This window comes from Erwinia sp. PsM31 (assembly GCF_030433775.1).
GTDB lineage: Bacteria > Pseudomonadota > Gammaproteobacteria > Enterobacterales > Enterobacteriaceae > Erwinia > Erwinia aeris.
The window spans coordinates 157,531-179,486 of sequence record NZ_JARUWZ010000006.1 but is presented as its reverse complement, the minus strand read 5'-3'; the positions used below and the strand labels follow the sequence as shown (position 1 = coordinate 179,486).

Sequence of the window (21,956 nt, the reverse complement as noted above, 5' to 3'; positions counted from 1 at the left end):
ACTCCTTGTGTTAGCGTCCGTTGCATTCTTTACAGGGGATAATACGCGGTGAAAAGCCAGAGAATAAACGCTGTGCGGCTTCCCTGTCTGAATTCGGATTTTTGGCCGTTTCGGGCAGAGAAAATAACGGATGTTCTAATCTACTCTTTGTCCGTTGACGGCACATGCTTCAGCCGGGAAGCTGAAGTGGAACATTGAAAAGGGGCGCGCGCGGCGGCCTGCTGTACGTGTTCGCCGATCGGGATGCGGGCTTTGCCAACAGCGAAGGGATGCGTATTATCCCGCTGCCGCACGTGGAAGAGATTATCGCGCCAATCTTCTACACCGTGCCGCTACAGCTGCTCTCTTACCACGTCGCGCTGATTAAAGGCACCGATGTTGACCAGCCGCGCAATCTGGCGAAATCGGTCACGGTAGAGTAACCGACTACCGCGCCGATCCTGCAGAGGATCGGCGCGTTTTTAAAGCTATTTCACTTTGTTGTTAACCTCATCCAGCGTCCTTTTCAGATCGCTGATTTGATCTTTAAGGCTCTGCACGGTGGTTTGCGTTTCCCTGTTTGCCCGGTCTTTTTCCTCTACGCTTTTTTTCAGCTCCTGGAACTGTTTATCCAGTGTCTTCGTTTCTTCCTGCTGCTTCTCAAGCCTCTCCTGCTGCTGCGTCACCTTCTCCTGCAACGTCTTGTTAGCGTCAATAAGAGCTTTTATATTTCTGATCTGAAAAGAAGAGCGGTAAAAAACGCTACTGCTATCGGAATAGGCGACCAGACTATCATTGTCTGATGTGAAAGCATTGTTCGATACCAGTGGTTGCTCATTTGCCTGTGCCAGCCCCGCAGTGGCGGCCAGCAGCAGGCTGCCAATAATCACTTTTGCTGTGTATTTCATAAAAATTTCCCTTAATAACGTATTTCATTCCATAAACGAGAGCGAAAATTAATCGTCCTCCATCGCGTTTTCGGCTTTGATATTAGCCCACTCAGGGCTGCTAAATATTGGATAAAAAATGAATTTTATGCAGAGAAAAGTCAGCGCAACGAATGGACGGCGCTTCCGGAAGATACACGACGTCGATTCGGAAGCCGGGTCACGCAACTGCCGCGCGCGTTGCTGGCGTAGCGAAGTAACAACAGGGCGATTGCAAAGGCGATCCACTCTTTTCTGGGATGTCTGTATAAAAGATGTTCGTCACAAAACTGTCATATTGTGTACATTTTACTGTCATCAAACTGTCCTATTTTGCCTCCAGCAGCAATCATTAATCATACTAAAACAGTATAAAGACTGACTTTATCCCCTGGAGGGAATATGACACTGATGCAAAAAAACCTGGCTCGTTTGGTGGCTGTTACGCTGTCGCTGAGCGCGGTTTCCGCTTTTGCCGCCGACAACCTGACGGGCGCGGGCGGGACTTTCCCGGCGCCGGTCTATAACAAATGGGCGGCCGAGTACAACAAAGCAACAGGCGCGCAGATTAACTACCAGGGGATCGGTTCTTCCGGCGGCGTAAAACAGATTATTGCTAAGACCGTCGACTTCGGCGCCTCCGACGCGCCGATGAAAGAAGAAGATTTGCAGAAAAACGGCCTGTTCCAGTTTCCAACCGTGATTGGCGGCGTGGTGCTGGCGGTGAACATTCCCGGCGTAAAATCCGGCGAACTGACGCTGGATGGCAAAACCGTTGGCGATATCTACCTCGGTAACGTAAAGAAATGGAACGACCCGGCCATCACTAAGCTGAACCCTGGCGTCAAGCTGCCGGATGCCAATATCAACGTGGTGCGCCGCGCTGACGGTTCCGGTACCTCCTTTGTATTCACCAGCTATCTGGCGAAGGTGAACAGCGACTGGAACAGCAAAGTTGGCAAAGGCAACACCGTTAACTGGCCAACCGGCCTGGGCGGCAAAGGCAACGACGGCGTAGCCGCTTTCGTGCAGCGTCTGCCTGGCTCGATTGGCTATGTGGAATACGCCTACGCCAAACAAAACAACCTGGCCTATACCAAGCTGCTGGATGCCGACGGCAAAGCCGTTGCGCCAGGCGAACAGAGCTTCAGCGACGCGGCGAAAGGCGCGGACTGGAGCAAATCCTTCGCGCAGGATCTGACCTACCAGAAAGGCGATAACGCCTGGCCAATCACCTCCACCACTTTTATTTTGATGCACAAAGATCAGGCCAACGCGGAGAAGGGCGCAGCCGTACTGAAGTTCTTTGACTGGGCCTATAAAAACGGCGCCCAGGTCACCACCAGCCTGGACTATGCCGCGCTGCCGGACTCCGTCGTAGAGCAGATCCGCGCCGCATGGAAAACCAATATTAAAGACAGCTCGGGCAAAGCGCTGTACTAAGCTGACTAAACGGCTATAAGTTTCGGGCGGCCGCTGTGCCGCCCAAAAACGTTCACTATCGGGAATTTTATGGCTACATCCAGGCCGACATTCAAGGCTCCCGGCAAGCAGGGTGACCTCATTTTTGGCGCGCTGGTCAAGCTGGCCGCGCTGATTGTCTTACTGCTGCTCGGCGGCATTATTGTCTCGCTCATCGTCTCTTCCTGGCCCAGCATTCAGAAATTTGGCCTCTCCTTTCTGTGGACCAAAACCTGGGATGCGCCTAATGAACAGTTCGGCGCGCTGGTGCCGATTTACGGCACGCTGGTGACCTCTGCTATCGCGCTGGTTATCGCCGTGCCGGTCAGCTTTGGCATCGCGCTGTTTCTCACCGAACTGGCACCAAACTGGCTGCGTCGTCCTTTAGGCGTGGCGATCGAGCTGCTGGCCGCCATCCCCAGCATCGTTTACGGCATGTGGGGGCTGTTTATCTTCGCTCCGCTGTTTGCCACTTATTTTCAGACGCCGCTGGGCGAGCTGATGGCCAACGTGCCTATTGTCGGCTCGCTGTTCTCCGGCCCGGCTTTTGGCATCGGCATTCTGGCTGCCGGGATTATCCTGGCGATCATGATCATTCCTTATATCGCCTCGGTGATGCGTGACGTTTTCGAGCAGACCCCGGTGATGATGAAAGAGTCCGCTTACGGCATCGGCTGCACCACCTGGGAAGTGATCTGGCGCATCGTGCTGCCGTTTACCAAAAACGGCGTGATCGGCGGCATTATGCTGGGGCTGGGGCGCGCGCTGGGCGAAACCATGGCGGTGACCTTTATTATCGGTAATACCTACCAGCTGGACAGCGCTTCGCTGTTTATGCCGGGCAACAGCATCACCTCCGCGCTGGCAAACGAATTCGCCGAAGCGGAATCGGGCGTGCATACCGCCGCGTTGATGGAGCTGGGGCTGATCCTGTTTGTGATTACCTTTATCGTGCTGGCCTGTTCAAAGCTGATGATTATCCGCCTGGCGAAAAGTGAAGGAGCGCGCTCATGAGCATGATAGCCATGCAGTCCCGCGCGGAGCTGGAAGCCTCCCGCCGTAAAATGCAGGCGTGGCGGCGGATGAAAAACCGCATCGCGTTGACCCTTTCCCTGCTGACGATGGCGTTTGGCCTGTTCTGGCTGATTTGGATCCTTTGGGCGACTATCGCGCGCGGCGTGGACGGCATGACGCTGGCGCTGTTTACGGAAAACACGCCGCCGCCCAATACGGCAGGCGGCGGTCTGGCTAACGCCATTATGGGCAGCGGCCTGCTGATTTTCTGGTCGACCATCGTGGGGACGCCGCTGGGCATCATGGCCGGTATCTATCTGGCGGAATATGGCCGTAAAGGCTGGCTGGCGGAAACGATCCGCTTTATCAACGATATCCTGCTTTCTGCTCCCTCCATCGTGGTCGGCCTGTTCGTCTACACGCTGGTGGTAGCGCAGATGCAGCACTTTTCGGGCCTGGCGGGCGCGGTGGCGCTGGCGCTGTTGCAGATCCCCGTGGTTATTCGCACCACGGAAAATATGCTGAAGCTGGTGCCGGACAGCCTGCGCGAAGCGGCATACGCGCTGGGTACGCCGAAATGGAAAATGATTTCGGCCATTACGCTGAAGGCTTCGATATCGGGCATTCTTACCGGCATCCTGCTGGCGATAGCGCGTATCGCCGGGGAAACGGCGCCGCTGCTGTTTACCTCGCTCTCCAACCAGTTCTGGAGCACCGATATGCTGCAGCCGCTGGCTAACCTGCCGGTGACGATTTTTAAATTCGCCATGAGCCCGTTTGCCGAATGGCAAAGCCTGGCCTGGGCAGGCGTGCTGCTGATTACCGTCTGCGTGCTGATTTTAAATATTCTGGCGCGCGTGATTTTTGCCAAAAGCAAACACTGATCTAACGCGCGGCTGCGGCGGCGCGTATAAGCGAGAAAAAGAATGGCTGACAACACTTCCGGCAATATGATCCAGGTTCGTGATTTGAACTTTTACTATGGAAAATTTCATGCGCTGAAGAATATCAATCTGGATATTGCTAAAAACCAGGTCACCGCTTTTATCGGCCCGTCGGGCTGCGGTAAATCGACGCTGCTGCGCACGTTTAACAAGATGTTTTCGCTCTATCCGGAACAGCGCGCGGAAGGCGAGATCCTGCTGGATGGCGAAAACATCCTGACCGCCAGCCAGGATATCGCCCTGCTGCGCGCGCGCGTCGGCATGGTGTTCCAGAAACCGACGCCGTTCCCGATGTCGATTTACGATAACATCGCTTTCGGCGTGCGCCTGTTCGAAAAACTTTCCCGTGCCGAAATGGATGAGCGCGTACAATGGGCGCTGACCAAAGCAGCGCTGTGGACGGAAACCAAAGACAAGCTGCAGCAGAGCGGCTACAGCCTTTCCGGCGGCCAGCAGCAGCGCCTCTGCATTGCTCGCGGCATTGCCATTCGCCCGGAGGTGCTGCTGCTGGACGAGCCGTGCTCCGCGCTGGATCCTATTTCCACTGGCCGTATCGAAGAGCTGATCACCGAGCTGAAGCAGGATTACACCGTGGTGATCGTCACGCATAACATGCAGCAGGCCGCGCGCTGTTCCGACCATACGGCCTTTATGTATCTGGGCGAGCTGATTGAGTTCAGCGATACGGATACGCTGTTTACCAAACCGCACCAAAAACAAACCGAAGACTATATCACTGGCCGCTATGGTTAAGTTGACTGGAGAAACGCATGGATAATCTCAATCTGAATAAACATATCTCCGGGCAGTTCAACGCCGAGCTGGAGCACATCCGCACCCAGGTGATGACGATGGGCGGCATGGTGGAAAAACAGCTGACGGACGCCATCGTCGCGATGCACAACCAGGATGCCGAGCTGGCGCAGCGGGTGATCGATGGCGATCAGAAGGTCAACATGATGGAGGTGTCGATTGACGAGGCGTGCGTGCGCATTATCGCCAAGCGCCAGCCGACCGCCAGCGACCTGCGTCTGGTGATGGCGATCATCAAAACCATTTCCGAGCTGGAGCGCATTGGCGACGTGGCGGAAAAAATCAGCCGCACGGCGCTGGAAAAATTTGGCCAGCAGCACCAGTCGCTGCTGGTAAATCTGGAATCGCTGGGCTATCACACCATCCAGATGCTGCACGACGTGCTGGATGCTTTTGCGCGCATGGATCTCAATGCGGCTATTGAAATCTATCGGGAAGATAAAAAGGTCGACCAGGAATATGAGGGCATCGTGCGTCAGCTGATGACCTATATGATGGAAGATCCGCGCACCATTCCCAGCGTGCTGACCGCGCTGTTCTGCGCGCGCGCTATCGAGCGTATTGGCGATCGCTGCCAGAATATCTGTGAAATCATCTTCTATTTCGTGAAAGGTCAGGACTTCCGTCACGTTGGCGGCGACAAGCTGGACGAGCTGCTCACCGGCGAAAGCGACGACAAGCCAGTCTGACCATCGCGCTTCCGGCCTGACGCTTTAAGTTGGTCTGGCGGCGCTCGTAATTTATACTTGCCGCACTTCACACCGGCAAGGAACTCCCGTGATGCAACAAAAAAAAGGCGTAACGCCAGGCAAAGCGATGCTGGCGGCGATCAGCGGCTACGCAATGGACGGCTTCGATCTGCTGATCCTCGGGTTTATGCTGCCCGCCATCAGCCTTTCTCTGGCGCTCGATCCTTCACAGGCAGGCTCGCTGGTCACCTGGACGCTGATTGGCGCGGTGATCGGCGGCGTCGTGTTCGGCCATCTCAGCGACAAGCTGGGCCGGATCCGCGTGCTGACCTTTACCATCCTGATGTTTTCCGTGTTTACCGGGCTTTGCGCCTTTGCGCAGGGCTACTGGGATCTGCTGGCGTACCGCACGCTGGCGGGCGTGGGGCTGGGCGGCGAGTTTGGCATCGGCATGGCGCTGATTGCCGAAGCCTGGCCCGCCAACAAGCGTAACCGTGCTTCCGCCTGGGTCGGCATCGGCTGGCAGCTTGGCGTGCTGCTGGCCGCTTTTATTACCCCGCTGCTGTTAACCTACATCGGCTGGCGCGGCATGTTCCTGGTCGGGCTGCTGCCTGCCGCCGCATCGTTTTTTATCCGGCGCGGCCTGGGCGAGCCGGAAGGCTTTACGCGGCATGTGGATGTTCATCAGGGCTTATCGTTCGCCGCCAGGCTGAAGCTGCTGTGTAAAGATGCCGCCACGACTAAGGCCAGCCTGGGGATTTTTATCCTGTGCTCGGTACAGAACTTTGGCTACTACGGCTTGATGATTTGGATGCCGGCTTACCTTTCCAGCCGCTTTGGCTTCTCGCTGACCAAATCGGGGCTGTGGACGGCGGTCACGGTCGTGGGCATGACGTTGGGTATCTGGCTGTTCGGCATGCTGGCCGATCGCTTTGCCCGCTGGAAGATTTTCCTGCTTTATCAGGCTGGTGCGGTCGTGATGGTGGTGGCATACGCCCAGCTACGCGATCCGATGATGATGCTGTTTGCGGGCGCCGTGATGGGGATGTTCGTCAACGGCATGATCGGCGGCTACGGCGCGCTGATCTCAGACACCTATCCCGTGCAGGTCAGAGCTACGGCGCAAAACGTCTTATTTAACCTGGGCCGCGGCGTCGGCGGTTTTGGCCCGCTGGTTATCGGACTGCTGGCGATGCAGTTCTCCTTTACGGCAGCGATTACGCTGCTGGCGCTGATTTACCTGCTGGATATCTTCGCCACGCTGTTTTTACTGCCGAAAAAGCAGGGCAGCGAAGATACGCTGGGCGCGATCGGCTAAACGGTGTCCGCGCCGCCTGGCGCGGAGTGCCTGCTCAGCGCGTCAGTTGCCAGCCTTTTTGCCGCCACAGCTCCGGCAGCTGCGCCATATCGTCAAAAGGCGTCACCAGCGGATGATCCAGCGGCCTGTTGTGGGCGTCCGCGCAGTAATAGAACACCGGGATACCCGCCGCGATGCCTGCTTTGGCGCCCGCTTCGGAATCATCCACCAGGATGCACTGCGCCAGCGGGATCGCCATCTGTTCCGCCGCGTATGCCATCAGCGCGGGATCGGGCTTCCAGCGTGAAATCGTATAGCCGCTGTACAATCGGTCATCAAAATAGTCGAGCATCCCGGTTAATCCCAGCGAATGCTGCATTTTCGGCACGGTGCCGTTCGATACCACGCACATCGGCACGCTAATCTGCGCCAGCAGGGCTTTCGCGCCCGCAATCGGCTGTAGCTGTTGCTCAAAAAGGCGCGCCACTTCCTGACGGTAAGCCGGCTCCAGCTCCGTGACATCGGCGCTGAGATGATGTTCAGCGGTCACGTCGGCAATAATGTCATAGAGCTTTACGCCCTTATATTTTTCAAACATCTCCTGCAGCGACAGCTCGACGCCGTAGCGCGCAAACGTATTGACATAGGCCTGGGTACAAAGCAGCTCGCTGTCCACCAGCGTGCCGTCGCAATCAAAAAAGATACAGCTAACAGACATCGGTTCATCCTTAACGAAGGGGCGTGCTTTTACTTTACGCGTGGAAAGGTAAAACGCGACCGGAAAAGATGAATTTTACGTTAACGGCGCTGAAGTCAGGGCTAACAAGGCGCAATCGGTTGCGAAAAAACTCTGGCGCCGTCTGGCAAATTAAAATTTATCGTTTAGGATAGCCGACGATAACTTTTCTCCGTTTTGGAATCTTATATGAACAACTCAGGTCTACTGCAGCGGATCTTCAAACTACAGGAACACGGCACGACGGTGCGTACGGAAGTGATTGCCGGTTTTACCACCTTCCTGACCATGGTCTATATCGTGTTCGTGAATCCGCAGATCCTCGGCGTGGCGGGCATGAATACCCAGGCGGTATTCGTGACGACCTGCCTGATCGCCGCCGGAGGCAGTATTCTGATGGGGCTGGTCGCCAACCTGCCGGTAGCGCTTGCGCCCGCAATGGGCCTGAACGCCTTTTTTGCTTTCGTGGTCGTCGGCGCGATGGGCGTCTCCTGGCAGACCGGCATGGGCGCCATCTTCTGGGGCGCCGTAGGGCTGCTGTTGCTGACCCTTTTCCGCATTCGCTACTGGATGATTTCCAATATCCCGGTCAGCCTGCGCGTGGGTATTACTGCCGGTATTGGCCTGTTTATCGCGATGATCGGCCTGAAAAACGCCGGGATCGTGGTGCCCAATAAAGAAACGCTGGTGGCGGTAGGCGATCTGACCTCCCACAGCGTCCTGCTGGGCGCGCTGGGCTTCTTTATTATTGCCGTGCTGGCTTCCCGCAATATTCATATTGCAGTGCTGGTTTCCATTGTGGTGACTACGCTGATCGGCCTGGCGCTGGGCGACGTGAAGTATGGCGGCGTGTTCTCTATGCCTACGGGCATTACGTCCATTCTGGGCGAAGTCGATCTGAAAGGGTCGCTGAACGTCGGCATGGCGGGGATCATCTTCTCCTTTATGCTGGTAAACCTGTTTGACTCTTCCGGCACGCTGATTGGCGTAACGGATAAAGCGGGCCTGACCGATGAAAAAGGCACGTTTCCGCGCATGAAGCAGGCGCTTTACGTCGACAGCATCAGTTCGGTAGCGGGCGCTTACATCGGTACTTCTTCCGTTACCGCCTATATCGAAAGCTCCTCCGGCGTTTCTATTGGCGGACGCACGGGCCTGGTGGCCGTGGTGACGGGCGTGCTGTTTCTACTGGTGATGTTCCTGTCGCCGCTGGCGGGCATGGTGCCGGCTTACGCTGCCGCAGGCGCACTGATCTACGTAGGCGTGCTGATGACCTCCAGCCTGGCGCGCGTCAAGTGGGACGACCTGACCGAAGCGGTGCCGGCCTTTGTTACCACCGTGATGATGCCGTTCAGTTTTTCTATTACCGAAGGGATTGCGCTGGGCTTTATTTCTTACTGCGTGATGAAGCTGGGCACGGGCCGCTGGCGTGAAATTTCGCCGTGCGTCATCGTCGTGGCGATCCTGTTTGTGTTAAAAATTGTCTTTATCGACGCGCACTAATCTGAACGGGCCGCTGGCCCGTTTTTTTTTGGCCGCGCTAAAGCGCGATTGCTTTTTCCGGCGGCAGGCTCACCAGCCGCAGCGCGCGCGGCCCCATCTTCTGTCCCGTGGCTGGAATATCCTGCAGGCCTTTCCAGCGCGCGTTGTCCACTTCCCACAGCGAGAGCCGCTCACAGCCCGATGAATGGGCGCAAGACCAGATAATCAGCGGCTCAACGTCGGAAAAGGCTTCTGTTTGCGGCTGCAACAGCGAGCGTAGGCGCCCGGACGCGGGATGCAGTCTCAGCGAATCTTTTTCCGGGTTATCGGACAGCTTTAGTATGCTTTGCCGCATCGTCCAGAGCTGGGTGGCCGCCTCATCGGGATCGGTCTGGGCCAGTATCCAGGCTTTTTCGGCCGGAGAAATTTCACGTGAATATCGCTCCAGCGTCTGGCGGCTGTGGGCGCGGACGATTTCCATATCCAGCCCGACGCTGCCGTCTTCTCCGGCCAGCAGTACGCCAACGATATTGCCTGCGTAGGCGATGCTGAAATCGGGCAGCTGCGGATCGGCAAAGTGGGGACGTCCGTTTGGTGAGAGCCGGATTTCAGGCAGCGGCGAAATGCCATAAAGGCGCAGCAGCATTTCCGCCAGCAGCATACGGGCCACCAGAAAGCGCGTCCGCCGTCTTTCCGGTAGGTTACTGGCGCTTTCTGTTATCTGTTGAGAAAGTTGGTGTACCGGGACGCGGGTATCCGTCAGGATCCAGCGTGCGAAATGGCTGGCCATCTGTCGCTCCGTGAAAATGGGTGAAAACGCGTTATTATTGTAAGAATTTTCTTAGCGCGTGACACGTAACTTTCCCGTTTTACCTCTAAATTAGGATTAATATTAACGAATGCGCGTGTGGTTCTCATCGTCAATATTCTTTTTACATGGCTTTTTAATATCTTCATTGTCTTATTTAAGTTTAATAATTTCCTGTAATGCCAATATATAATTGCTAAAGGGAGTGCAGAAGAATTCCAATAAATTAGTGTAGTAGAATTAAATATTGTTGTTATTTTCAATTTTAAATTGAAGTTGATTGTCGTACGGGAAATAGTGTACTTTCCTCTGCCAGGCACGGAAGGCCGGATTTTATTCACTTCATCAGTAAGTGCTAATAAATCTTTTATAATCAAACGCTAAGAATGTTATGGAAAACAAACCTTTATTTCGCATGGAAGCGGTGCAGCATCTGAAGACGAAATGGCTGGGTAAGGCGTTGTTAACCTCCGGCTATCCCGCCTGGGCCGTCGCTCTGGCGTCAATGCTGTTCTTTATTTTGCTGCTGATGTTTATTCTTTACGGCACCTTTACCCGCCGAATTAACGTCAACGGCGAGGTGATCTCGTTGCCGCACGCCATCACCATCCTTGCACCACAGCAAGGGTTTATTACCAAAACCTGGGCTGAAACCGGGCAGCGCGTAAAAAAGGGCGATCGGCTTTATCAAATCGACGTCAGCCGGATTACCTTGACCGGCAACGTCAGCGTCCGTTCGATCGCTGCGATTAATCAACAGATTGCGCTATCGGAAACGATTATCGCCCGGCTTCAGAAAAACAAAGCGGCCACGCTGAAGAATTTGCAGCATCAGCTGGCGCAGTACCAGGCGGCGCATCAAAAATCGCAGACGCTGATTTTTGAAGCCGGAAACGGCCTGAGCGAAATGCGGAAAAGCATGACGAGTTACGGTGATTACTTACGTAAGGGTTTGATTAACAAAGAGCAGTTTGCCAATCAGCGCTATCTTTTTTATCAGCAGCAGAATGCCTGGCAGAGCCTGAATACGCAGGTTATTCAGGAAGCTTTGCAGATTAGCAGCCTGGAGAGCGAGCTGCTGACCAGGGGGATCGAATATGACAACCAGATTTCGCAATATCAGGCGCAGCGCAGCGATCTGATGCGCCAGCTGGCGGAGGTGGACGCCAGCGGCACGCTGTTTATTACCGCGCCGAGCGACGGCAAAATTGAAAATATGAGCGTGACGGAAGGGCAAATGGTCAGCCCTGGCGACAGCCTGGCCCAGCTGACGCCCGCCAGCAGCAACCGTTATTACCTGATGCTGTGGCTGCCCAACACCAGCATGCCCTATGTCCATCCTGGCGACGCCATCAACCTGCGTTATGAAGCGTTCCCCTTCGAGAAATATGGCCAGTTTCCGGGCCGCATCCTGTCCATTTCCAACGTGCCGGCTTCCTATCAGGAAATGGGCAAGTACAACACGCTTCCGCGCACCGACGGCGTCATCGAACCCTATTACAAGGTAATCGTGTCGCTTGAAGAGAGCCGCTTCAGCTATCAGGGCAAGCCCCTGGCGCTCTCCAGCGGCATGAAAGCGCAGGCCACGCTGTTTCTGGAAAAACGGCCTCTCTGGCAGTGGATGCTGTCGCCTTACTATGACCTCAAAAAAAGCATTAGCGGGCCTGTAAATGAACGATCCTCTGTTTGACACTCTCCTGCGTCGGCTGAATTTCAGCTTTCGGCGCAAAGTGCCGGTCGTGTTGCAAACCGAAGCGGCAGAATGCGGCCTGGCCTGTCTGGTCATGGCCTGCCGCTATCACGGCATGGATATTGACCTGTTTAATTTGCGCAGCCGATTTGGCATCTCTTCACATGGCGCTACGCTGGCCGTGCTGATCGACATCGGCAGGCAGCTGAAGCTGAAAACGCGACCGCTGGCGCTGGATCTGGACGAGCTGAAACAGCTGAAAACGCCCTGTCTGCTGCACTGGGATATGAGCCACTTCGTGGTGCTGGTTGCCGTTAAAGGCTCGCGCTTTATCCTGCACGATCCGGCCTTTGGCCGGCGTGTTGTCGGGCTGGCGGAAATGTCCCAGCACTTTTCCGGCGTGGCGCTGGAAGTTTGGCCAGACAGCGAGTTCTCCCGCATTAAACAACGCAGCAGCCTGAGCTTTACCACGATGATGAAAAACGTCAGCGGGCTGCCGGGCTTCCTGGCCAAAATCTTCTGCCTTTCGCTGGTGATAGAAGCGGTTAACCTGCTGATGCCGGTAGGAACGCAGCTGGTGATGGATCATGTGATTATCGCGGAAGACCACGATTTGCTGTCGCTGATCTGTATCGGGCTACTGGGCTTTATCCTGTTCCGCGCCTTCGTCAGTATGCTGCGCGCCTGGACATCGCTGGTGATGGGATCGCTGATCGACGTACAGTGGAAAGCGGGCATGTTCGATCATTTGCTTAATCTGCCGCTCAACTATTTTGAGAAGCGCAAGCTTGGCGATATTCAGTCCCGCTTTGGCTCGCTGGACGTGATCCGCAACACGTTAACCAGCAGCCTGGTGAACGGCATTATCGACTCGCTGATGTCGATTGGCGTGTTTATCATGATGTTCCTGTACGGCGGCTGGCTGGTATGGGTCGTGCTGGGCTTTACGGCGCTGTATATGCTGCTGCGCCTGGCGACCTGGCAGCGCTATCGGCAGGCGCAGGAAGAGCAGATTGTGAAAGGCGCGCGGGCCAGCTCGCATTTTATGGAAAGCCTTTACGGCATCGGCACGTTAAAAGCGCTGGGCATAACCGCCAAGCGAGCGCAGTTCTGGCTGAATCTGAATATCGACACCACCAACGCTAATATTCGCCTGACCCGACTCGATCTGCTGTTTGGCGGCGTAAACACGTTTATCAGCACCATCGACCAGGTAGTGATCCTGTGGCTTGGCGCCTCGATGGTGATCGATGGTCAAATGACGCTGGGTATGTTTGTCGCCTTTAACGCCTATCGCGGCCAGTTTTCCGACCGGGCCGCCAGCCTGATCAATATGGTGCTACAGCTGAAAATGCTGACGCTGCACAGCGACAGGGTAGCGGAGATCGTCTTTACCGACGCGGAAGAAAGCCAGCCGGGCCGGGCGCTGGTCGCCTCGGGCGAACCGGCCAGCTTTGAGGCGCGCGGCGTCACCTATCAGTATGACAAACTGTCGAAACCGATTTTCAGCGGGCTGAATATCATCGTCGAGGCCGGCGAGAGCGTGGCGATTGTCGGGCCTTCCGGCATTGGCAAAACCACGCTGATGAAGGTCATGTCCGGCCTGCTGGCGCCTGCCGAGGGCGAAATCCTGATCAACGGCCTGAATATCAACAATATCGGGCTGAATAACTATCGGGAATGTATCGCCTGCGTATTGCAGGAAGACAAGCTGTTTGCCGGATCCATCGCTGAGAACATCGCCAGCTTTGACGGCGAGAAGGATATGGAGCGTATTATCCGCTGCGCCATGGACTGCAATATTCATGAGGAAATTAGCGCGATGCCGATGGGCTACGAGACGCTGATTAGCGAGCTGGGCGGCAGCCTGTCGGGCGGCCAGAAGCAGCGCTTGCTGATTGCCAGAGCCTTATATCGACGGCCCAACATCCTGTTTCTGGATGAGGCGACCAGCCATCTGGATCTGGCTAACGAGGCGCATATCAATGCTTCCGTGGCGGCGCTGAAAATCACCCGGATCTTTATCGCACACCGGCCTTCGACTATCGCCAGCGCGGACAGGGTGATTGAGCTGTAAGCTTTAGCAAAAAACGCCTGTAATTACAGGCGTTTTCTATGTTGCCCTTATTCTAAGGTAATCGCTTTTTTGATGTTATTGACCTGAAACTGCAAATCTGTGCCGGGGATTTTAGACCCGACAGCAAACGGATTAACATAGTTTCTCAACGCCGAATAGGGCGCTGTTGACATAGCGGTTCTGACAATTTTAAAGGGAACGGAAAGTTCAACCTCCGTATAGGTACCCACTGTGCCGCCGCTGGTATAGGCATAGGTAGAAACTTTTTTCCCCGTAGGGATATTAACGGGGGCTGCTCCCGGCTCGGTATCGCCGTAGCCAACATAAATGGTCAGCCCATACCCCAACTCGCCTGCAGCATTACGTTTGAAGTAGACTTCCGCGTCTTGCCCATACTGCTTAAGCTGATCTAACGCACAATTAAATTTTACGTCCATTTTTCCGCTATAGATTACGGTGTCGACAGGCGTATCTGCCGATAATTTCAAGCCTAATGTTTTTAAATTAAGCGCTGTTATCGTACTCGAATTTTTACAATTTAGCGTCGTGTCATCAGCTGCACAGGCCGTCATAGTAACAGAGCAAAAAAATAGTGCGGCCAGGCCATTAATGAAGGTTTTTTTCATGAGGATTGTCCTTAATATATCATATGGAAAATTTATCTTTATTTGTAAGGTGTTTTTAACTTATTCTTCCCTATAAAATACAGCCTCCTTTCTTTATGACTCTTCTATGTAATTCATTGTTTTTATTGTATAAATACAATAAAAATATTAATTTCTTTCTTTATATTAATAAATTATTCCGGCGGTATCTCACCGCTTTGTCTGGCCTGAATGCATAAGTGAAGCTGATGAAATAATAATTACTTTAACGCTAAAAAATTGCGACATTCGTCTGAGTAATGGTAAAAAATTATTCTGTCTTAATGAGTGAAAGTAAAAAGATATAAGTTCATGTGGGAGTGAAATATAAATAAAAACGGTGCCCACAGCAGGAGCACCATTTTAAATGATTATTTACCGATACAAAAACTGGAGAAAATCCGTCCCAGCAGATCGTCGGAGGTGAACTCGCCGGTGATCTCGCTTAACGCCTGCTGCGCGACGCGCAGCTCTTCCGCCAGCAGCTCGCCCGCTTTGGCGCCCAGCAGCTGCTCTTTGCCCTGAAGTAAGTGAACGGCCGCTAACTCCAGCGCCTGAAGATGGCGACGGCGCGCCAGGAAGCCGCCTTCGGTATTGCCTGCAAAGCCCATCGTTTCCTTCAGATGCTCGCGCAGCACCTCAACACCTTCACCCGTACGCGCGGAGAGACGAATAAGTGAGTGATCGTTTACTTGCGTCAGCCCCAGCGTTTCGCCTGTAACATCCGCTTTGTTGCGTACTACGGTAATCGGCAGGCTGGCCGGCAGACGGGCGATAAAGTCCGGCCAGATTTCCGCCGGTTCGGTCGCGCCGGTGGTCGTGCCGTCAACCATAAACAGCACGCGGTCGGCCTGCTCGATTTCATGCCAGGCGCGCTCAATACCGATCCTTTCCACCTCGTCGCTGGCTTCGCGCAGCCCGGCGGTATCGATAATATGCAGCGGCATCCCGTCGATATGGATATGCTCACGCAGCACGTCACGCGTGGTACCGGCAATGTCGGTAACGATGGCCGCTTCACGGCCCGCCAGCGCGTTGAGCAGGCTGGATTTCCCGGCGTTGGGGCGGCCGGCAATCACCACCTTCATGCCTTCGCGCAGCAGGCTGCCCTGACGCGCTTCGGCACGCACGCTGTCCAGATCGGCTATCACCTGATTCAGCTGGGCTTCGATTTTGCCGTCCGAGAGGAAATCAATCTCCTCGTCGGGAAAATCAATCGCCGCTTCCACGTAGATGCGCAGGTGAGTAAGTGCTTCCACCAGCGTGTTGACGCGTAGCGAAAAAGCGCCCTGAAGCGAGTTCAGCGCCGAGCGTGCCGCCTGCTCCGAACTGGCGTCAATCAGATCGGCAATAGCCTCCGCCTGCGCCAGATCGAGCTTGTCGTTAAGGAAGGCGCGCTCGGAGAACTCGCCGGGACGAGCGATACGCACGCCGGGAATAGCCACGATGCGCTTCAGCAGCAGATCCAGGATCACCGGCCCGCCGTGGCCCTGCAGCTCTAGCACGTCTTCGCCGGTAAAGGAATTCGGGCCGGGGAACCAGAGCGCAATTCCCTGATCCAGCGTGGTGCTATCGGCGTCGCGGAAGGGCAGATAGTCGGCGTAGCGGGGCTTCGGCAGCTTGCCCAGCAGCGCCTGGGCCACCTCGGCGGCTTTGGGGCCGGAAACGCGCAGAATACCCACGCCACCGCGGCCTGGCGGCGTCGCCTGGGCGACGATAGTCTCGCTATGACTCATGTTCGACTCTCTTTTTAAGGCAAAAAAATAAGGCGGTCAGTTGACCGCCTTATGATAACCCTTGTCCGCGCCGTTGGCGACGGGATGTCGGTTAAGCTTTTTTCTTGTCGCGGCTGTGCAGACCGCGTTTTTCCAGCCCGCGGTAGATCAGCTGCTGCTGCAGAATGGTCACCAGGTTGCTGACGATGTAGTACAGCACCAGACCAGACGGGAACCACAGGAAGAACACGGTGAAGATAACCGGCATAAAGGTCATGATCTTCTGCTGCATCGGGTCGGTCACGGTGGTCGGCGACATCTTCTGAATGAAGAACATCGTCACGCCCATCAGGATCGGCAGGATGTAGTACGGGTCCTGAGCAGAAAGGTCATGGATCCACAGCGCGAACGGCGCATGACGCAGCTCGATAGAGCCCATCAGCATGTAGTACAGCGCAAGGAAGATCGGCATCTGGATAACCAGCGGCAGACAGCCGCCCAGCGGATTCACCTTCTCTGCTTTATACAGCGCCATCATTTCCTGGCTCATGCGCTGCTTGTCGTCGCCTAAGCGCTCGCGCATCGCCTGAATCTTCGGCTGCAGCATACGCATCTTAGCCATCGAGGTGTACTGCGCTTTGGTCAGCGGGTACATGATGCCGCGCACGATAAAGGTGATGACGATAATGGAGAAGCCCCAGTTACCGATAAAGCTGTGCAGGAACTTCAGCAGCTTAAACAGCGGCTGAGAGATAAACCACAGCCAGCCGTAGTCCACGGTCAGATCCAGGTGTGGGGCGATAGCCGCCATTTTATCCTGAATTTCCGGGCCAACCCACAGCGTGGCGTTGAGGTTCTGCTGCGCGCCTGCCGCAACGGAAACCGGCGTAGACTTGTAGCCTACCGCAGCGATGCCGTTACCCAGATTGCTGGTGTACAGCGTGTTGGCGCCGTTGGTGCGCGGCACCCAGGCGGTAGCGAAGTACTGCTGCAGCATCGCCACCCAACCGTTGTTGGTATTGACGCTCAGGTTTTCGTTATCGCTGATTTTATCGAACTTGTACTTCTCGTAGTTGGTCTCACTGCTGGAGTAAGCCGCGCCACGGAAGGTGTGCAACGCAAAGTTATTGCTGCCGGTATCGCGATGCTTAGGCAGATCGATAGTCTGCTTCAGCTGGCCGAACATCGCCACTTCCAGCGGCTGCTGGGTAGTGTTGTTGATCTGGTAATCGACGTCGATGGCAAACTCGCCGCGCTTCAGCACGAAGGTTTTGGTATAGGTCGCGCCGTTTTCCGCCGTAAAGGTCATTGGAATACGCAGCTCGCTCGCGCCGTCAGCCAGCTCAAAGCTGTCCTGGGTCGTGGTGTAAAGCGGGCGGGCGCCGTTGGCCGGGTTATCCGGGCCGTTGCGTCCGGTCAGGCCGCTTTGTGCCTGATAGAGAAAGCCTGGCGAGGTTTCCAGCAGCTGGAAAGGCTGTGAAGAACCCAGTTTGTCCGGGTAAGTCAGCAGCTGCGCCTGCTCAATATCGCCACCGCGAGTATTGATCTGTAAAGACAGGACGTCAGTCTTAACGGTGATCGTTTTGCCCTGGCCGCTGGCGGGTACACCCTGGTTTGCGGCATCACCGGCTGCTGTCGTGTTTTGCGTGGTCTGGGTTTGCTGCGGCTGCGGAGCATGGTCCGTCTGCCAGGTCTGCCAGATCATAAAAGACACGAACAGAAAAGCGATGAGAAAAAGATTGCGTTGCGAATCCATCGTTAATGTTCTCAGTTATCGTCGGTTTTTGGCGGCACCGGATCGTCACCACCCGGGTTCAAAGGGTGGCATTTTAATACGCGTTTCATCGTCAACCAACTGCCTTTTACCACACCAAACCTGCGCAATGCCTCAATACCGTATTGCGAACAGGTTGGGTGGAAACGACAGTGGGGTCCTAAAAGCGGGCTGATCGCGCGTTGATAAACGCGGATCAGCGCAATCAGGAGCCGCGAGCCAGGCGACAGTGACGACGCCACATCTTCTCCAACGCTTCCATCAGCGCACGGTTATCCAGATCGGCCACGCCTTTTTTCGCCACCACTACAAAATCCATAGCGGGCAGGTCGTGCTGACGCAGACGAAAGCTTTCGCGGGTCAATCGCTTGATCCGGTTGCGTTCATGTGCGCGCTTAACATGTTTTTTGGCGACGGTAAGACCGATGCGGGGATGCCCCAGCGAGTTAAGGCGGCCGAGGATGGTGATTTGCGGCGTACCGGCTCTTTGTGGCTGCTGGAAGACGAAAGTGAAATGAGTGGGAGTTAACAAACGTAACTCCCTGGGAAATGCGAGCTTAACCACTCAGCGGTTAGCTTTTATTACTTAGAAACGGTCAGACGTGAACGGCCTTTAGCACGACGACGTGCCAGAACCTGACGACCATTTTTTGTTGCCATACGAGCACGGAAACCATGTGAACGGTTGCGCTTCAGTACGGACGGTTGAAAAGTGCGTTTCATGGCGATTTCTACCTAAACTTGGAAAATTTCACTTAGTGACGCGCTTGAAAGGTCCGAAAACCAACCGACGCCTCAGTGTATCTTTAATAAAGAGGCGGGATTGTAATAATTGTACAGTCCGGAGTCAATTTACTTCGCTTTTAAAGGCGCGTCTGGATATCCCGTTCGACCGCAAAACCAGCCGGTACGGGCCAGAGCGCAACACGCCGGGGCACGAATTATACGGCCTCTGTCGTAAAGCGCAAGGATCGTTCAGGATCTTCCGCCGATCTTATTGCAAGCGCGTTGCGTAAATAACGTGACGGCGCCTTAAATTTTCATCTTATGCGCAGGATCCTGAATGTCTTTTGAGCGCGAACGAGTAAACTTGTCCCTGCGCGCTTTGCCCTGTGGATAAATTGGAACAAAACTGTGTAGAAAGTGAAGATCTCTGCTGCGCTTTGCGCTATGATCCGCCCTTCCGTTAGCGATCCTTCGGGTCAGTCAGCGGCGGAGAAACCGCGGACAGCGGTTCGTATGTGCGTCATCTGCATGCGTCAACAATGATGAATTTATCGCTTCAGCGCCTTTTTTCTTATCGAATATTTTCGAGTGGAGTCCGCCGTGTCACTTACGCTTTGGCAACAGTGTCTTGCCCGTTTGCAGGATGAACTACCTGCCACCGAATTCAGCATGTGGATACGTCCGCTCCAGGCTGAATTGAACGACAACACCCTGGCCCTGTATGCACCAAACCGCTTTGTGCTCGACTGGGTTCGTGACAAATACCTTAACAATATCAATGCGCTGCTTAATGACTTTTGCGGCGCCGATGTGCCGCTGCTGCGCTTTGAAGTCGGCAGCAAGCCGGTAACGCGTCCGGTCAGCCAGCCGGTGATGAGCAGCGCCAGCGCGCCGCCGCCGATGAACCGACCGGCACCGGTACGTCCAAGCTGGGACAGCATGCCTGCGCCTGCGGAACTGTCGTATCGTTCAAACGTGAACACCAAGCATAACTTCGATAACTTCGTTGAAGGTAAATCGAACCAGCTGGCGCGTGCGGCCGCTCGTCAGGTCGCCGACAACCCCGGCGGCGCCTATAACCCTCTGTTCCTCTATGGCGGCACTGGCCTGGGGAAAACTCACCTGCTGCATGCTGTGGGTAACGGCATTATGGCGCGCAAGCCCAACGCCAAAGTGGTCTATATGCACTCGGAACGTTTTGTGCAGGACATGGTGAAGGCGCTGCAAAACAACGCCATTGAAGAATTTAAGCGCTACTACCGTTCGGTAGACGCGCTGCTGATCGATGATATTCAGTTTTTCGCCAACAAGGAGCGCTCGCAGGAGGAGTTTTTCCACACCTTCAACGCGCTGCTGGAAGGCAATCAGCAGATCATCCTGACGTCGGATCGCTATCCTAAAGAGATCAACGGCGTCGAAGATCGTCTGAAATCCCGCTTTGGCTGGGGCCTGACGGTGGCGATCGAGCCGCCAGAGCTGGAAACCCGCGTGGCTATCCTGATGAAAAAGGCGGATGAAAACGATATTCGCCTGCCGGGCGAGGTCGCCTTCTTTATTGCCAAGCGCCTGCGGTCCAACGTGCGTGAGCTGGAAGGCGCGCTGAACCGCGTGATCGCCAACGCCAACTTTACCGGCCGCGCCATCACCATCGACTTTGTGCGTGAAGCGCTGCGCGATCTGCTGGCGCTGCAGGAAAAGCTGGTCACCATCGATAATATCCAGAAGACGGTGGCGGAATATTACAAGATTAAGGTAGCCGACCTGCTTTCCAAGCGGCGTTCGCGCTCCGTCGCGCGTCCTCGCCAGATGGCGATGGCGATGGCGAAAGAGCTGACCAACCACAGCTTGCCGGAAATCGGCGACGCTTTCGGGGGTCGTGACCATACTACGGTGCTGCACGCCTGTCGCAAGATCGAGCAGCTGCGTGAAGAGAGTCACGATATTAAAGAAGATTTCTCAAATCTAATCAGAACATTATCTTCCTGACGCTATGAAATTTATTGTTGAACGTGAGCAGTTACTTAAACCTTTACAGCAGGTCAGCAGCCCGCTGGGCGGCCGGCCGACGCTGCCGATCCTCGGCAACCTGCTTTTACAGGTTAACGACGGCAGCCTGCTGCTGACGGGAACGGACTTAGAGATGGAAATGGTGGCCCGCGTCGCGCTGACGCAGGATCACGAGCCGGGCGCGACCACCGTGCCCGCGCGTAAATTTTTCGATATCTGCCGCGGTCTGCCTGAAGGCGCAGAGATCACGGTGATCCTGGATGGCGAAAGAATGCTGGTGCGCTCCGGCCGCAGCCGCTTCTCGCTTTCCACGCTGCCGGCCAGCGACTTCCCGAACCTGGACGACTGGCAAAGCGAGGTGGAATTCACGCTGCCGCAGGCCACGATGAAGCGCCTGATCGAAGCCACCCAGTTTTCTATGGCCCATCAGGACGTACGCTACTACCTGAACGGGATGCTGTTTGAAACGGAAGGCGAAGAGCTGCGCACCGTCGCCACCGACGGCCACCGTCTGGCGGTTTGCTCGATGCCGGTAGGCCAGTCGCTGCCCAATCATTCGGTGATCGTGCCGCGTAAGGGCGTGATTGAGCTGGTGCGCCTGCTGGACGGCGGCGAGACGCCGTTACAGGTGCAGATCGGCAGCAACAATATTCGCGCGCACGTCGGCGACTTTATCTTCACCTCCAAGCTGGTGGATGGCCGCTTCCCGGACTATCGTCGCGTGCTGCCGAAAAACCCGGACAAAACGCTGGATGCCGGCTGCGATCTGCTGAAGCAGGCTTTTTCGCGCGCGGCAATCCTCTCTAACGAGAAGTTCCGTGGCGTTCGCCTGTATATCAGCGAAAATCAGCTGAAAATTACCGCCAACAACCCGGAACAGGAAGAAGCGGAAGAGATCCTGGACGTCACTTATGGCGGCACCGATCTCGAAATCGGCTTTAACGTCAGCTACGTGCTGGACGTGCTTAACGCGCTGAAGTGCGAAAACGTACGTCTGCTGCTGACCGACTCCGTTTCCAGCGTGCAGATTGAAGACGCGGCCAGCCAGTCGGCGGCCTATGTCGTCATGCCAATGCGTTTGTAGTAAAATTATCGGGCTGACTTGGTCCGGCGCCCGCCGCCCTCGCGTGCTTTCACGCGGCGGCGGCTCGCCCGCACCGTAACGCTCTGGCCT

General features: G+C 55.3%; 20 protein-coding genes and 1 pseudogene. 12 read left to right on the top strand and 9 right to left on the bottom strand.

Annotation, left to right across the window (positions count from 1 at the left end):
- Nucleotides 1-178 precede the first annotated feature (178 nt).
- Nucleotides 179-422, top strand: a pseudogene (locus QCD69_RS07585) (glutamine--fructose-6-phosphate transaminase (isomerizing)); the annotation flags it as partial.
- Nucleotides 423-467: 45 nt separating this feature from the next.
- On the opposite strand, the gene QCD69_RS07580 reads toward QCD69_RS07585, so the two are convergent.
- Complete coding sequence (locus tag QCD69_RS07580) at nucleotides 468-887, bottom strand: hypothetical protein (RefSeq protein WP_301251590.1); 420 nt, start codon at nucleotides 885-887, stop codon at nucleotides 468-470.
- A gap of 420 nt (nucleotides 888-1,307) precedes the next feature.
- Between QCD69_RS07580 and pstS the strand changes: the two genes are divergently transcribed.
- The 6 genes from pstS to QCD69_RS07550 all read left to right on the top strand — a co-directional run bounded on the left by pstS (nucleotide 1,308) and on the right by QCD69_RS07550 (nucleotide 7,144).
- A complete protein-coding gene (pstS, locus tag QCD69_RS07575; protein ID WP_301251589.1) occupies nucleotides 1,308-2,348 on the top strand; it encodes a phosphate ABC transporter substrate-binding protein PstS in 1,041 nt (346 codons plus the stop codon).
- Between the two features lie 69 nt (nucleotides 2,349-2,417).
- Complete coding sequence (gene pstC, locus QCD69_RS07570) at nucleotides 2,418-3,380, top strand: phosphate ABC transporter permease PstC (protein WP_253456815.1); 963 nt, start codon at nucleotides 2,418-2,420, stop codon at nucleotides 3,378-3,380.
- Nucleotides 3,377-4,264 (top strand): phosphate ABC transporter permease PstA, encoded by an 888-nt coding sequence (gene pstA / locus QCD69_RS07565; protein ID WP_253456812.1) that lies wholly within the window; start codon nucleotides 3,377-3,379, stop codon nucleotides 4,262-4,264. The genes pstC and pstA overlap by 4 nt, the downstream gene beginning before the upstream one ends.
- Before the next feature lie 42 nt (nucleotides 4,265-4,306).
- Nucleotides 4,307-5,077, top strand: a complete 771-nt coding sequence (pstB, locus tag QCD69_RS07560; protein WP_125289188.1) for a phosphate ABC transporter ATP-binding protein PstB — start codon at nucleotides 4,307-4,309, stop codon at nucleotides 5,075-5,077.
- 17 nt (nucleotides 5,078-5,094) lie between these two features.
- On the top strand, nucleotides 5,095-5,826 hold the full coding sequence (gene phoU / locus QCD69_RS07555; RefSeq protein WP_253456809.1) for a phosphate signaling complex protein PhoU: 732 nt from the start codon (nucleotides 5,095-5,097) through the stop codon (nucleotides 5,824-5,826).
- A 91-nt stretch (nucleotides 5,827-5,917) separates the two neighbouring features.
- On the top strand, nucleotides 5,918-7,144 hold the full coding sequence (locus tag QCD69_RS07550) for an MFS transporter (protein ID WP_301251615.1): 1,227 nt from the start codon (nucleotides 5,918-5,920) through the stop codon (nucleotides 7,142-7,144).
- Between the two features lie 34 nt (nucleotides 7,145-7,178).
- Here the strand turns inward: QCD69_RS07550 and yieH are convergent, their stop codons facing one another.
- A complete protein-coding gene (gene yieH, locus QCD69_RS07545) occupies nucleotides 7,179-7,841 on the bottom strand; it encodes a 6-phosphogluconate phosphatase (RefSeq protein WP_253456803.1) in 663 nt (220 codons plus the stop codon).
- Nucleotides 7,842-8,048: 207 nt separating this feature from the next.
- Here yieH and QCD69_RS07540 point away from each other — a divergent pair, with 207 nt between their 5' ends.
- A complete protein-coding gene (locus tag QCD69_RS07540; protein WP_125289191.1) occupies nucleotides 8,049-9,362 on the top strand; it encodes an NCS2 family permease in 1,314 nt (437 codons plus the stop codon).
- A 37-nt stretch (nucleotides 9,363-9,399) separates the two neighbouring features.
- On the opposite strand, the gene QCD69_RS07535 is transcribed toward QCD69_RS07540, so the two are convergent.
- On the bottom strand, nucleotides 9,400-10,131 hold the full coding sequence (locus QCD69_RS07535; protein WP_301251585.1) for a 4'-phosphopantetheinyl transferase family protein: 732 nt from the start codon (nucleotides 10,129-10,131) through the stop codon (nucleotides 9,400-9,402).
- Nucleotides 10,132-10,540: 409 nt separating this feature from the next.
- Here QCD69_RS07535 and QCD69_RS07530 point away from each other — a divergent pair, with 409 nt between their 5' ends.
- Nucleotides 10,541-11,839, top strand: coding sequence for an HlyD family secretion protein (locus tag QCD69_RS07530; RefSeq protein WP_301251584.1), 1,299 nt, complete (start codon nucleotides 10,541-10,543; stop codon nucleotides 11,837-11,839).
- The gene (locus QCD69_RS07525) at nucleotides 11,820-13,916 is read left to right on the top strand and encodes a peptidase domain-containing ABC transporter (protein WP_301251582.1); all 2,097 of its coding nucleotides are present in this window, start codon (nucleotides 11,820-11,822) and stop codon (nucleotides 13,914-13,916) included. The genes QCD69_RS07530 and QCD69_RS07525 overlap by 20 nt, the downstream gene beginning before the upstream one ends.
- A 47-nt stretch (nucleotides 13,917-13,963) precedes the next feature.
- Here the strand turns inward: QCD69_RS07525 and QCD69_RS07520 are convergent, their stop codons facing one another.
- The 6 genes from QCD69_RS07520 to rpmH form a co-directional block, all read right to left on the bottom strand.
- The gene (locus QCD69_RS07520; RefSeq protein WP_253456791.1) at nucleotides 13,964-14,542 is read right to left on the bottom strand and encodes a hypothetical protein; all 579 of its coding nucleotides are present in this window, start codon (nucleotides 14,540-14,542) and stop codon (nucleotides 13,964-13,966) included.
- 389 nt (nucleotides 14,543-14,931) lie between these two features.
- Entirely contained in the window at nucleotides 14,932-16,296 is a 1,365-nt protein-coding gene (gene mnmE / locus QCD69_RS07515; protein ID WP_253456788.1) for a tRNA uridine-5-carboxymethylaminomethyl(34) synthesis GTPase MnmE, read from the bottom strand.
- 91 nt (nucleotides 16,297-16,387) lie between these two features.
- On the bottom strand, nucleotides 16,388-18,031 hold the full coding sequence (gene yidC / locus QCD69_RS07510; protein WP_125289196.1) for a membrane protein insertase YidC: 1,644 nt from the start codon (nucleotides 18,029-18,031) through the stop codon (nucleotides 16,388-16,390).
- Between the two features lie 11 nt (nucleotides 18,032-18,042).
- Nucleotides 18,043-18,291: a membrane protein insertion efficiency factor YidD gene (gene yidD, locus QCD69_RS07505; protein WP_125289197.1), complete on the bottom strand. Its 249-nt coding sequence runs from the start codon at nucleotides 18,289-18,291 to the stop codon at nucleotides 18,043-18,045.
- Entirely contained in the window at nucleotides 18,255-18,614 is a 360-nt protein-coding gene (gene rnpA / locus QCD69_RS07500; protein ID WP_125289198.1) for a ribonuclease P protein component, read from the bottom strand. The genes yidD and rnpA overlap by 37 nt, the downstream gene beginning before the upstream one ends.
- A gap of 17 nt (nucleotides 18,615-18,631) precedes the next feature.
- Nucleotides 18,632-18,772, bottom strand: a complete 141-nt coding sequence (gene rpmH / locus QCD69_RS07495) for a 50S ribosomal protein L34 (protein ID WP_003849659.1) — start codon at nucleotides 18,770-18,772, stop codon at nucleotides 18,632-18,634.
- 603 nt (nucleotides 18,773-19,375) lie between these two features.
- On the opposite strand from rpmH, the gene dnaA reads away from it, so the two are divergent.
- On the top strand, nucleotides 19,376-20,761 hold the full coding sequence (dnaA, locus tag QCD69_RS07490; RefSeq protein ID WP_253456786.1) for a chromosomal replication initiator protein DnaA: 1,386 nt from the start codon (nucleotides 19,376-19,378) through the stop codon (nucleotides 20,759-20,761).
- Nucleotides 20,762-20,765: 4 nt separating this feature from the next.
- Nucleotides 20,766-21,866 (top strand): DNA polymerase III subunit beta, encoded by a 1,101-nt coding sequence (dnaN, locus tag QCD69_RS07485; protein WP_253456783.1) that lies wholly within the window; start codon nucleotides 20,766-20,768, stop codon nucleotides 21,864-21,866.
- Nucleotides 21,867-21,956: the final 90 nt, after the last annotated feature.

Excerpts from the sequence above, each read along its gene's own strand:
- yidC (WP_125289196.1), bottom strand. The coding sequence starts at position 18,031 with ATGGATTCGCAACGCAATCTTTTTCTCATCGCTTTTCTGTTCGTGTCT.
- pstC (WP_253456815.1), top strand. The coding sequence starts at position 2,418 with ATGGCTACATCCAGGCCGACATTCAAGGCTCCCGGCAAGCAGGGTGAC.
- QCD69_RS07540 (WP_125289191.1), top strand. The coding sequence starts at position 8,049 with ATGAACAACTCAGGTCTACTGCAGCGGATCTTCAAACTACAGGAACAC.
- QCD69_RS07530 (WP_301251584.1), top strand. The coding sequence starts at position 10,541 with ATGGAAAACAAACCTTTATTTCGCATGGAAGCGGTGCAGCATCTGAAG.
- QCD69_RS07525 (WP_301251582.1), top strand. The coding sequence starts at position 11,820 with ATGAACGATCCTCTGTTTGACACTCTCCTGCGTCGGCTGAATTTCAGC.
- phoU (WP_253456809.1), top strand. The coding sequence starts at position 5,095 with ATGGATAATCTCAATCTGAATAAACATATCTCCGGGCAGTTCAACGCC.
- QCD69_RS07535 (WP_301251585.1), bottom strand. The coding sequence starts at position 10,131 with ATGGCCAGCCATTTCGCACGCTGGATCCTGACGGATACCCGCGTCCCG.
- QCD69_RS07520 (WP_253456791.1), bottom strand. The coding sequence starts at position 14,542 with ATGAAAAAAACCTTCATTAATGGCCTGGCCGCACTATTTTTTTGCTCT.
- rpmH (WP_003849659.1), bottom strand. The coding sequence starts at position 18,772 with ATGAAACGCACTTTTCAACCGTCCGTACTGAAGCGCAACCGTTCACAT.
- dnaN (WP_253456783.1), top strand. The coding sequence starts at position 20,766 with ATGAAATTTATTGTTGAACGTGAGCAGTTACTTAAACCTTTACAGCAG.
- mnmE (WP_253456788.1), bottom strand. The coding sequence starts at position 16,296 with ATGAGTCATAGCGAGACTATCGTCGCCCAGGCGACGCCGCCAGGCCGC.
- yieH (WP_253456803.1), bottom strand. The coding sequence starts at position 7,841 with ATGTCTGTTAGCTGTATCTTTTTTGATTGCGACGGCACGCTGGTGGAC.
- QCD69_RS07550 (WP_301251615.1), top strand. The coding sequence starts at position 5,918 with ATGCAACAAAAAAAAGGCGTAACGCCAGGCAAAGCGATGCTGGCGGCG.
- pstS (WP_301251589.1), top strand. The coding sequence starts at position 1,308 with ATGACACTGATGCAAAAAAACCTGGCTCGTTTGGTGGCTGTTACGCTG.
- pstB (WP_125289188.1), top strand. The coding sequence starts at position 4,307 with ATGGCTGACAACACTTCCGGCAATATGATCCAGGTTCGTGATTTGAAC.
- QCD69_RS07580 (WP_301251590.1), bottom strand. The coding sequence starts at position 887 with ATGAAATACACAGCAAAAGTGATTATTGGCAGCCTGCTGCTGGCCGCC.
- pstA (WP_253456812.1), top strand. The coding sequence starts at position 3,377 with ATGAGCATGATAGCCATGCAGTCCCGCGCGGAGCTGGAAGCCTCCCGC.